The sequence below is a fragment of the Chryseobacterium sp. DT-167 genome (assembly GCF_058310155.1).
In genome coordinates this window covers 1-536 of the sequence record NZ_JBZEEQ010000129.1, presented here as the reverse complement: position 1 = coordinate 536, position 536 = coordinate 1, and the positions used below count along the sequence as shown (strand labels likewise).

Here is a 536-nt window from a genome sequence, read left to right as displayed (position 1 = left end):
CATCGGAGTCCCGTGTACGCGAGGACGAGCACAAGCGTCGAGTGCTCGCCGGAGGCGAGCGCGAGAGCCGAGACCTGCTCGTGAGTGAGGTAGGTCCGAGCCTTCTTCGTCTTGCGCGGAAGATTGATGTCCCGGGCGGGATTGACGCGGATGCGGCGATCGCGCACCGCCACGTCGAGAATCCCGGCGAGGACGCCGTGGATGCGGAGGATCGTCGTCGCGCTACGTGTCGGTCCGTCCGCCTCGCGAGAGAGATTGCTGATCCACTCCTGGACATCGCTATGTACGACCTCCCCAACACGGACTTGACCCCACCGAGGCAACACGTACTTGCGCCACGCGATCTCGACCGGGCGAAGGGACGAGGGCTTGAGGTGCGTCTGCGACCGGAGCCATGTCTCGCCGAGGTCACGAAGGGGGACCCTGGCCGCCTTCGCCTCGATGAAGGAGCCCGTCGACTTCGATACCTCCACCTCGCTGCGAAACAGCTCGGCTTCCCGCTTGGTGGCGAAGCCGCGCTTGTCGGTGGGGAGTCC

Annotated in this window: 1 protein-coding gene; it reads right to left on the bottom strand. The window is 65.9% G+C overall.

Going from position 1 to position 536, the window contains the following annotated elements; translation table 11 throughout:
• Nucleotides 1-536, bottom strand: a 536-nt coding sequence (locus AC4FQ5_RS20115) for a hypothetical protein (protein WP_491146499.1), incomplete at both ends; no start/stop codon positions are given.